At 68.1% G+C, this 9,889-nt stretch carries 12 protein-coding genes and 1 pseudogene; 4 read left to right on the top strand and 9 right to left on the bottom strand.

The genetic code is table 11. From position 1 onward, the window contains the following. From JF66_RS10935 to JF66_RS10920, 4 genes and pseudogenes are all read right to left on the bottom strand, one after another. Window positions 1-1,399 (bottom strand): annotated as a pseudogene (locus tag JF66_RS10935) (DEAD/DEAH box helicase); the annotation flags it as partial. A 247-nt stretch (window positions 1,400-1,646) separates the two neighbouring features. Further along, window positions 1,647-2,612 (bottom strand): 1-phosphofructokinase family hexose kinase, encoded by a 966-nt coding sequence (locus tag JF66_RS10930; RefSeq protein ID WP_035877820.1) that lies wholly within the window; start codon window positions 2,610-2,612, stop codon window positions 1,647-1,649. A gap of 11 nt (window positions 2,613-2,623) precedes the next feature. Further along, on the bottom strand, window positions 2,624-3,343 hold the full coding sequence (locus tag JF66_RS10925; RefSeq protein WP_081882320.1) for a DUF1684 domain-containing protein: 720 nt from the start codon (window positions 3,341-3,343) through the stop codon (window positions 2,624-2,626). 96 nt (window positions 3,344-3,439) lie between these two features. Beyond that, on the bottom strand, window positions 3,440-3,982 hold the full coding sequence (locus JF66_RS10920) for a hypothetical protein (protein ID WP_035877823.1): 543 nt from the start codon (window positions 3,980-3,982) through the stop codon (window positions 3,440-3,442). A 43-nt stretch (window positions 3,983-4,025) separates the two neighbouring features. Between JF66_RS10920 and JF66_RS10915 the strand changes: the two genes are divergently transcribed. From JF66_RS10915 to JF66_RS10895, 4 genes are all read left to right on the top strand, one after another. Then, window positions 4,026-4,466: an EVE domain-containing protein gene (locus JF66_RS10915; RefSeq protein ID WP_231556380.1), complete on the top strand. Its 441-nt coding sequence runs from the start codon at window positions 4,026-4,028 to the stop codon at window positions 4,464-4,466. A 55-nt stretch (window positions 4,467-4,521) separates the two neighbouring features. Beyond that, a complete protein-coding gene (locus JF66_RS10905) occupies window positions 4,522-5,781 on the top strand; it encodes a hypothetical protein (RefSeq protein WP_051973429.1) in 1,260 nt (419 codons plus the stop codon). A gap of 69 nt (window positions 5,782-5,850) precedes the next feature. Then, entirely contained in the window at window positions 5,851-6,396 is a 546-nt protein-coding gene (locus tag JF66_RS10900; protein WP_035877815.1) for a 2-phosphosulfolactate phosphatase, read from the top strand. Window positions 6,397-6,437: 41 nt separating this feature from the next. Continuing rightward, window positions 6,438-6,740 carry a DUF427 domain-containing protein gene (locus tag JF66_RS10895; RefSeq protein ID WP_035877813.1) on the top strand — a complete coding sequence of 101 codons (303 nt, stop codon included), beginning with the start codon at window positions 6,438-6,440 and terminating at the stop codon, window positions 6,738-6,740. An 18-nt stretch (window positions 6,741-6,758) separates the two neighbouring features. On the opposite strand, the gene JF66_RS10890 is transcribed toward JF66_RS10895, so the two are convergent. The 5 genes from JF66_RS10890 to JF66_RS10870 all read right to left on the bottom strand — a co-directional run bounded on the left by JF66_RS10890 (window position 6,759) and on the right by JF66_RS10870 (window position 9,711). After that, entirely contained in the window at window positions 6,759-7,145 is a 387-nt protein-coding gene (locus JF66_RS10890; RefSeq protein WP_035877811.1) for a RidA family protein, read from the bottom strand. 171 nt (window positions 7,146-7,316) lie between these two features. Continuing rightward, window positions 7,317-7,811 (bottom strand): SprT-like domain-containing protein, encoded by a 495-nt coding sequence (locus JF66_RS10885; RefSeq protein ID WP_035877809.1) that lies wholly within the window; start codon window positions 7,809-7,811, stop codon window positions 7,317-7,319. Then, window positions 7,804-8,010 (bottom strand): hypothetical protein, encoded by a 207-nt coding sequence (locus JF66_RS10880; protein ID WP_035877807.1) that lies wholly within the window; start codon window positions 8,008-8,010, stop codon window positions 7,804-7,806. The genes JF66_RS10885 and JF66_RS10880 overlap by 8 nt, the downstream gene beginning before the upstream one ends. A gap of 173 nt (window positions 8,011-8,183) precedes the next feature. Further along, a complete protein-coding gene (locus tag JF66_RS10875) occupies window positions 8,184-8,762 on the bottom strand; it encodes a hypothetical protein (RefSeq protein WP_231556379.1) in 579 nt (192 codons plus the stop codon). A 79-nt stretch (window positions 8,763-8,841) separates the two neighbouring features. Then, window positions 8,842-9,711, bottom strand: a complete 870-nt coding sequence (locus JF66_RS10870; RefSeq protein WP_035877805.1) for a spermidine synthase — start codon at window positions 9,709-9,711, stop codon at window positions 8,842-8,844. Between the last annotated feature and the right edge of the window lie 178 nt (window positions 9,712-9,889).

Genomic DNA, 9,889 nt, shown 5'->3' with positions numbered 1-9,889 from the left:
ACGTCCGCCGCGGACCTCGCGGCTGCCGCTGTCGCGTGCGCCGCCGTCGCGTCCACCGGAGTCGCGTCCACCGCGGCCACCGCTGTCGCGGTCGCTGCGCTGGCCGTTGCCGCCCTGCGAGCGTCCGCCCTGTGAACGTCCGCCCTGCGAGCGACCGCCCTGGGACTGGCGCTGCTGCTGCGGCTGCTCGACACGGGGGGAGCGGCTTCACGTAGGCGGCCACGTCGCCGACGAGGGCGTCCACGGCGGGGGAGGCGGCGTCGACGCGCTGCGGGGTCACCTTGATGGCGGCCTTGCGCAGCAGGGCGTCGGTATCGCGCTTCTGCTCGGGGAGCACGACGGTGACGACGTCACCCGCGCTGCCGGCGCGGGCGGTGCGGCCCGAGCGGTGCAGGTACGCCTTGTGCTCTGCGGGCGGGTCGACGTGGATGACGAGTTCGATGTCGTCCACGTGTACGCCGCGAGCCGCGACATCCGTTGCCACCAGAACCTTCACGTCGCCGGCGCTGAACGCGGCGAGGTTGCGGTCACGGGCGACCTGCGAGAGGTTTCCGTGCAGGTCGACGGCGGGGATTCCCGAGTCGGTGAGGCTCTTGGCGAGCTTCTTGGCCTGGTGCTTGGTGCGCATGAAGAGGATGCGGCGTCCGCTGCCCGAGGCCAGCTTCTGCACGAGGTCCTTCTTGGCGTCGACGCCGGTGACCTCGAACACGTGGTGGGTCATGGCGGAGACGTGGCTGTTGGCCTCGTCGACGGAGTGCATCACCGGGTCGTGCAGGAAGCGGCGAACGATCTTGTCCACGCCGTTGTCGAGCGTGGCGGAGAAGAGCATGCGCTGTCCGTTGGACGGCGTCTTGTCGAGGATGCGCGTGACGACGGGCAGGAAGCCCAGGTCGGCCATGTGGTCGGCCTCGTCGAGCACGGTGATCTCGATGGAGTCGAGGTTCACGAAGCCCTGCTTCATGAGGTCCTCGAGGCGGCCGGGGCAGGCCACGACGATGTCAACGCCGGACTTGAGGGCGGACACCTGACGGTTCTGGGAGACGCCACCGAAGATGGTGGTCGTGTTGAGGCCGTACGCCTCGGCGAGGGGGGTGATCGCGTTGGTGATCTGCGTGGCGAGCTCGCGGGTCGGCGCGAGGATCAGGCCGAGCGGGCGTCCCGGACGGCGCTTGCCGCCGGCCAGCGTGCCGCCGAGGCGGGACACCATGGGGATGGAGAAGGCGAGGGTCTTGCCCGAGCCGGTCTTGCCGCGGCCGAGAACGTCGCGACCCTTCAGGGTGTCGGGGAGCGTGTCGACCTGGATGGGGAACGCGCTGTCGATTCCCTGTGCAGAGAGGATGTTGACGAGGGGGGTGGGCACGCCGAGCGCGCTGAATTTGACTGCATTAACTTCGGTCAAGAGTGGTGCCTTTCAGGCATCAGATTCCTCGCCCGAACCGAGGCCGCGCATGCGGCTGCCGGAACCAGGAGGATTCACATGGCGAAGGTGCCAAAGGGCACATCCGTTCGCCGTAAGAATGTTTCATTCGGAAATCGGGCCGGCCCCAGGGGCTGCCGCGATAAGAAGAGGGCGTTCTACGACGCAGCAAGCGCAACTACGCACTCGCAAGTATTCGAAGCATATCATGCCGTGGACGCGCGGCTGGTCACGTGCGCCCCGGCTGCCGCGTGATGGGCGGGAGCGTTGTCTCGAGGGCCTCCGCGTCCTCCCGTCGGCAGAGGTCGGTCGCCGGTGTCATTGTGGTGGCGCTGCCCGTGGCGACGGCGAAACGGAGAGCAGCGTCCGTGTCGCCGCCCTCGGAGAGGCGCAGCACGAACGCGCCGAGGAAGCTGTCGCCTGCTCCGACGGTGCTCAGCACGCGCACGGTCGGCACCGACAGTCGGGCGACACCGGCGGCCGAGGCGAGCACGGCACCCTCCGCGCCGCGGGTCAGTGCCACGAGTTCGGCCGAGCCGGCGGCGACCAGACCGCAGGCGGCATCCACCTGACTCTCGTCGGTGTCCAGGCGTGCCCCGACGAGTTCACCGAGTTCGCGACGGCTCGGTTTGACGAGGTAAACCCCCTCCTGCAGGGCCTCCCGGAGCGGTGCTCCGGAGGCATCCAGCACAAAGCGTGCCCCACTGTCACGGGCCACGCGCGCGACCCGGGCATAGAAGTCCTCGGGCACTCCCGGCGGCAGGCTGCCGCTCGCGACCAGATAGCCGGCATGCACGGCTGTCTGCGTCACCGCAGCGAGGCAGGCCTTCCATTCCGGCTCGGTCAGCTCTGGTCCCTGGAGCACGAAGCGGAATTGCGCGCCGGTGTCTGACTCGTCCACGGTGAAACTCTGGCGCGTGGTGCCCGAGATCGGCACCGCACGACTGGAGACCCCCTCGACGTCGAGCATGTGGCGCAGGGCCGCGCCGGTCAACCCACCGACCGCGTAGATGGCCAGAGACTCGCCGCCGAACAGGTGAATCACCCGCGAAACGTTGATGCCTCCTCCGCCCGGATCGAGGCGGGTCGGCCCGCAGCGCAATTTGTGCTCGCTGACCACCCGACCGGTCGAGGTGCTCAGATCGAGTGCCGGGTTCATGGTGAGGGTCACGATCGGCCGTCTGACGGAGCTCATGCTGCGTGCACCTACTCGTTAAAGAGCCCGCCGTTGTAGTGCTCGCCGCTGCTCAGCTCCGCGTTGTGCAGCTCGGCAATGCGCATCTCGGCGGTGTGCAGCTCGGTGTTGTAGAGCTCGCCCACGGGCACCTCGACGTCGATCGTATTGCCCGGCTGCGGCAGCGGGCAGGCCCACATGGGGTCATAGGCGCACGAGGGGTTGTACGCGAAGTTGAAATCGAGAATCAGGGTGTCGTCGTTCACGCCCGGACCGAGATCGGCGCCCTTGACGGTGTCCAGCAGATAGCGTCCGCCGCCGTACGTGCCGCCCGCCCGCCCGGCCAGGGCGTCTTTGACCGGGAGAAAGAGCCCGCCGGCGTAATTGCCGATGTGCCAGACATCGAGGGAACCGAGGTAGGGCAGGCGTACGGTGCCGACAAGATCGAAGGGCACCGTGCCATCCGTTCCGGTCTCGACGGCGATCCGCAGCGGATGCTCCGCGCGGTGCACCTCCACCTCGAACCGCCAGTCCGGGTCGTACGCGGCGATGGGCAGGCCCGTGAACGCGGCTCGGTCGTCGGGCAGCAGGGGTGACGACGGATGTCCCGCAAACAGCTCGTCACGCCCGGATCGCCACAGCTCGTGGCCGGACTCCGGACTTTGCACGCTCAGCTGGCGCACGCCCGCGTACAGTCCGAAAACACGCCGGCGCCAGTCGACGATCTGCAATGCACCCAAGGATGAACTCATGAAAGCAGGCTACCGCCGCGGACCCGAAATCGGGTGTCTCCGGCGAATTCGCTGGAGATGTTGAGCATGCTCCGAGCAGCGGACGGCCTCGGGGGTTTAGTCGCCGGTGGTGTCGGGGGCTGCAGGCGCAGCCGGAGCCACGACCACGTCGACCCCCAGGTCGTAGCGCCAGGTGGGGGCGAGCTGCTCGAGACGCTTCATCCGGAGCTGCCAGAACGCCCAAAAGCTCGGCCAGAGGGCGATCGTGCCGAGGCCCGCCTGGAAGATCAGCTGGTCGCGGTAGAGGGTCTTGCCCGTGCCGGCCGGGTCGGGCGCGATCGCCATCCGGTGGTCCCACAGAGTCACGGCGGAGAGGGCCCCCGATACGCCCTCGCCGGTGTCGCGCAGAATCCGCACGCCGTCGGGCCGTTCGGTGAGCTCCTTCAGGCGAATGATCTGCGTGCCCATCGGCACCAGGCCCAGCGCCCGGAAGGTGGCGGGGTGGTCGCCCGGCCCCCACATGGTGGGAAACCCGTCGGGTTCGAGGGACTCCACCGCGAGAAGCGGCGAGCTGACCTCTCGAAAAACCGCGGGGCTGCGAATGGCCCGCCAGGCGGCATCCGGTTCGCAGTCGAGTACTTTCTTCAGCAATACGCGCATCATCACAGTCTGGATGCTCGGCGCAATGCAGTACAACTGATATGTGGCAATTCGTTTCTGGCTGGGAGTCGCCCAGCGCGAGCAGGTGCTCCGCGGAGTGCACATGGGCATGGCCCAGGCCGGCCCTGCCGCGCGCGACACCCTCGCAGGCATGGGCGAGGCCGACGGCATCGTCTACTACTCCCCGAAAACCGCCTTCGAGGGCGAAGTCCTGCGGGAATTCACGGCAATCGGGCGGATAGCGGATGCCGCCGTCTGGCCGATCGGCGACCCGGGCGGCGAATTTCGGCCCTGGCGCCGCCGCACGGACTACGACTCCGATGCCGTCGCGACCTCAATTCGACCCCTGCTATCGGTGCTCGAACTCACTCGCGGCGACCCGAACTGGGGTTACCAGTTGCGGCGTGGCCTGCTCGAAATCTCCCGCCACGATTTCGACATGATTCGCCAGCAGATGCGCCGCCCGAGCGCCGACGACCTCTAGCGAACGCCCGGCCGTACGAGGCCGACGCCCAGCGCCCAGTCACTAGACTCGCCCCATGGATGGCGCGTTCTGGTGGGTACCCTCGGTTGTTGTTCTCGCGTTTGTCGCCGCCGGGGTGGGCGCGCTCGTGGGGCTGGCCCGCCGCCGCACCCGCGGGCGACTGCAGCTGGAGAACGCCGCCGCCGCCGAACTCGCCCGGAGCGCGGCGATCAGCCTCGTGCGCGCCGACGATCTCGTGCAAGACACCACCGACGAGCTCGGTTTCGCCGTGGCCCAGTTTGGCGAAAATGCCACTCGCGACTTCGCGACGGCCCTGGCGCTGTCCCGCCGCCAGCTGACCGAGGCCTTCGCCCTGCAACAGAAGCTCGACGATGTCGTGGTGGATTCCCCCGCCGACGTTCGCCGCTGGAACGAGCAGATTCGCGCCCTGGCCGACGAAGCCACCCAGCGACTGACCGCTCAGACCCGTGACTTCGCGCGCAAGCGGGGCATTGAGCGCACGGCCCCGCAGGCGCTTGAGCGGCTCGTTCGTCGGCTGGATCACGCGCAGGACCGGGTGAAGAGCGGCGCGGGCAGTCTGGATCGCCTTGGCCTGAGCTACACCCCGCACGCCCTCGCCCCGATCAGCGGCAACGTTGCGCGCGCCCAGACGGCCGTGTCGGAGGCGCACCGGGCGGCCGATGCGGCCGCGGCGCTGCTCGACGCCGGCGAACCGGTGGGCGAGCAGATGGGGGCCGCGGAGCAGGCCCTCTTCACGTCGACCCAGCTGCTCGACGCCATCGAAAGCGGCGAAGACGAGCTGCACATCGGGTTCGCCAACCTCGGGCGGGCGACGGATGCGGCCATCGTCGAGCTCAGCGAAGCACGAGGCCTTCGGGACACGCACGAGGAGGCCGACACCAGCGCCAATCTCAACCGGGTGATCGCGGACGCCTCGGCGGTGCTGGACGAGCTGCGCACGCCCGGGCGGCTCAGTGACCCCGCGGTCGACCTCGCGCGCCTGCGTCAGGCCATGGACGGACTCGACGTGATGCGTTCAGAGGCCCGCAATCGTCAGCTGCGCCTCGAGAATGCCCGCACGGCGCTGGCCGGGGCGCTGCTCACGGCACGCGGCCAGATCACCATCACGCGTGACTTCACCACGGCCAATCGCGGTCGGGTGCACGCCGCGGCGCGCACCAGGCTCTCCGAGGCGGAACGCCAGCTCGCGCTCGCCGAAGCGGAGGCCGACCCCGTCATCGCCCTCGACACGGCCCGGCGGTCGATGACCCTGGCGACGGATGCCGATGCCCTCGCCCGTTACGACGTGCGCTGACCCGTGTGGCCGACCGGTTGGCGGCCCCGGCGCGGATTCGTCTCGCGGTGCCCGCGATAACCTGAACAGATGACAGAACAGAGCCCGCAGCAGAAGTACCAGGTGCGATTCGACTGGGGCGTGGCGGGCTTCTCCTCCCTCGCTCCGCAGGCCGATGTGGTCATCCTGGTGGACGTTCTGCCGACGGATGCTCCGCTGCGTCTCCCCGACACGACGGCCGTCGTGATGACGGCCGGGTTGGTGAACCGCACGGCCGTGGCCGAGTGGGTGCTGGCCCGTCAGGCCGAGAAGGGCGATCGCTTCTCCGTCGCCGTGATCGCGGCCGGTGCGTCGCGTGCCGATGACAGCATCCGCTTCGCGGTGGAAGATCTGCTCGCGGCCGGCGCCGTGATCGATGCCCTCATCGGCCGCGGAATCGACCATTGTTCGCCAGAGGCCGCTGCGGCATCCGCTGCCTTCGCCGGGCTCGCGAAGGCCGTGCGCCACCTGGTCAGCGCCTCGGAAAGCGGGCAGGCGCTCGTGGCGCTGGGCCGCGAGGCGGAGGTGCGCGCCGCCGCCCAGCTGGACGTGAGCAGTGAAGTCACGGCCAGCCCGGGGTTCGGTCCCGCATCCTGATCTAGAGTCGGGGCATACCCCGCCCCGAGTTAGGAGAACCCATGAAGGCAGTACTCAACGGCGTTACGATCGCCGAAGCTCCGCAGGAAGACCTCATCAAGATCGAAGGCAACTGGTACTTTCCGCCGCAGAGCGTCGACTCCGCGTTGCTCCAGAAGACGACCACGCCGTATACCTGCCCGTGGAAGGGCGAGTGCCAGTACTTCACGGTGACCGCGGGCACGACGGTGAGTGCCGACGCGGCCTTCAGCTACCCCACCCCGTACCCCGCCGCATTCACCAGGGTCGGGCAAGATTTCAGCGGCTATGTGGCCTTCTGGAAAGACGTGCGCGTCACCGAGTAGGGGGTTACGGGCGCCGTGTCAGAGCGCGGCGACCGCGTCGATCTCCACGAGGAAGTCGGGGTTCGCCAGCCCCGCCACCCGGAGCACCGTGGTCGCTGTCGGGTGGCGCCCCCACTCGGACGCCGAGGCGGCGTAGGCCTGGCCGATGTCGGCGTTCTCGGTGAGGTGCACCGTCATCTTCGCCACGTTTTCCTGCGTGGCTCCCACCTCGGCCAGTACCGCGAGCAGATTACGCAGGGCCTGCCGGGTTTGGCTGAGGGTGTCGTCGCCCACGATCACGCCCTGGGAGTTGACGCCGTTCTGGCCGCCGATGAACATCAGGCGTTGGCCCGGACCCACCAGGGTCCCCTGTGCGAAGGCCAGATTGCGGTGAACAGAGGCGGTATTGATCTTTGTGACAGTCATGGGGGTGTCCTCTCCCTCAGGCGCGCTGCGCTGGGCTCAGTCAACTCGGTTCAGCCGTCTTCGGCAAGGTCAGAGGGCCGCTGTTAGATCCACGACACACGAGGTGGCGGGTGAGCGGTTGAGGGGTCTGGCGGTCGAGCCGTCGAGCGGTCGAGCCGTCGGGCGGTCGAGCTAGCGGCCGGCGGAGGCGGCGGCTCGCCGCCGTGCGGCCACGGTGATGACCCGGTGTGCCCAGACGATCTCGTTCTCCGGGCGATATCCGCGTGCGCAGAGGCCGCAGGCCAGGGCTCGCGTGGGCTTGCGGTAGCGGAAGTGCGCATGGCCCGCAGGGCAGGCACCGACCCAGGGTGCGAGTTCATCGGCGATGTCACCGTCGTGGGTGCGCTTGCCGTCGTAGCCGAGGGTCCGGGCGATCGATTGCCACTTGGGGCCGTGTCCGGCTCGCGGCCCCGCGAGGGCGTGGGCCACCTCGTGCAGCAGAATCTGGTGCGTTTCGTCGTCCTCGTACCGTGAGGCCAGGTACCGCGACACGGTGATGCGTTTGAGGGTGAAGTTACACAGTCCGGCCCGCTTTTTGGCGTTGTCGAAAGCGAAGGTCCAGCTCGGGTCCAGGTGCAGTGTGATCAGGGCATGAGCCCAGTGTCGAACACGCTCAAGGTCAGCCATGTGGCGAATCGCCCTCCTGAAGATCAACCTGGTAGAGCCGGTCGTCACCGGACGCCGGGCTGCCCCGGCCATCGGTGTTGTTGCTCACGAACCACAGTGTGCCACCGGGACCGGACACGACGTCGCGCAGGCCCACGACGTCGTTCACAAGCCAGTCCCGGGGCCCGGCTGTGGAGGAAGCGCCGGTCGATGCATCCACGTTCCACAGTCGTGGTTCCACAGTCGTGCCCTGCTGCCCATGCGCCTCTCCCAACCTGCTCCCGCCTGCATAACTCCTGCAATTTCTCACCGCGCTGCGATTCTGCCCCGGAATCGCGGCCGACTTCGAAACCAAGCGCGCAGATTGCAGGAGTTACGCACAAGGAGGGAGGATCAGGGGCGGTCGCGCTCCGCGATGAACGACTCCACGACGGCCACGGCGATCAGGCAGCCCTCGAGCTCGTCGGCGGTGGCTCCCTCTTTTTCCCGCAGGAAGACCGCGGCGGTGAAATCCGCGAGCGCAGCTTCGAGGTTGCCCTGGTCGAACAGCACCTTGCCGCGGTTCTGGCGGGCATCGGCGGCGGCGCTGGTCCACTCGTGCGTCTCGGCATCGAGGATGCAGTGGTTGAGTTCGGCGGCGGCCTCGTCGAATTTTCCTTGGTATTGCAGCACCTGGGCGCGACGGATGCGGCTGGCCACGGCCTGCTCGCGGTCGCCGGTAAAACGGGACAGGCGCCAGGCCTCGTTGGCGATTTCCCATGCCTCATCGAGCCGTCCGAGCAGGCGGAGCAGGCTGACCTTCTCGTTGAGTGCCGAGAGGCTGCGCATGTTGCCGAGTTCGTTGAGCCGTTCGGTGGCGGCCGCGGGGTCGACTTTTTCGCGCAGGGTGACTGCGTCATAACCGGTGATGATGCTCAGGGTGTCTTCCTGTACGAACGGCGGCCGATCAGGCCGGGGATGATTTCGGGACACCTCAGCCTATCCCCGCCCCGGGGGCTCATTCATCTCCTGAATCAGCCCCCAACGCGGGGGACACGGAGGGTCGAGGGGGTCAGTGGCCGATCTGGAAGACCGTGCGGCCGGGCAGCGGCGACTGGGTGGAGGTCTCGTCGGTGGCCACGAGCGAGCCCGCCATGAACTGCCGGAGTTCCGTGCCCTCGATCACCTTGGCGGGGTGGGGCCCATTGGCGAGCAGGCGCGGTATCCAGTTCAGATCGATCGGCGTGTGCGCGGCCACGAAGACGATGTTGCCGAACCGCCGGCCCTTGAGCACCTGGGTTTCCGCGAAGCCGATCACGTGCTCGAACACCGCCGAGAGCGTCGCGGCCTGACCGCGGGCGAACGCGAGCCCGGGGCCGTCGGCCACGTTGACGGCCACCACGCCCCGCGGTGACAGCAGGGGAGCGGTGAGGGCGAAGAATTCACGGCTGGTCACATGCTTGGGCGTGCGTGCGCCGGAGAAGATGTCGACCACCACGAGATCGACGGTGCCGCGCAGGCCGGCGGGAAGTTTGCTGAGCACCTCGCGGGCGTCGCCGTGCCGCACCCGCAGTTGCGCGCGCTTGTCCCAGGGGAGTTCCGCACGAACGAGGTCGATCAGGTCGCTCTCGATCTCCACGACCTGCTGCCGGGATCCCGGCCGAGTCGCCTCCACGTAGCGGGGGAGGGTCAGCGCGCCGGCGCCCAGGTGCACGGCGGTGATCGGCTCGTGCGGGTCGCCGAGCAGGTCGATCACGTGCCCGATCCGCTGGATGTATTCGAAGAACAGCTCGTCGGGATGCTCGAGGTTCACGTGCGATTGCGGCGTTCCATCAACGACAAGCTGAAAACTTCCGGGGGTGAACCGGTCCGGCTCGATCACGGCGGTGTGCCCGCTCAGCTTCAAGACGACCGACGGGTTCTCGGGCTCGCCCTTACTCATTGTGCTCACTGCTCATGCCTCCAGTCTGCGCCCTCCAGAGCCGCACCGGAAACTGGGTTATACCCGAGAATCGCAACAAGGTCAAGAATAGAGTGGACGTGGCGCACTCAGAGGCATATAGTTGATCCTTGCGCTCCCAGACAAACTCTGCCTTCATATTGCGGTCGGCTTTGCGTGC

Source organism: Cryobacterium sp. MLB-32 (assembly GCF_000738085.1).
GTDB lineage: Bacteria > Actinomycetota > Actinomycetes > Actinomycetales > Microbacteriaceae > Cryobacterium.
The sequence above is the reverse complement of the archived record's forward strand: the minus strand, read 5'-3'. Positions and strand labels throughout refer to the sequence as shown.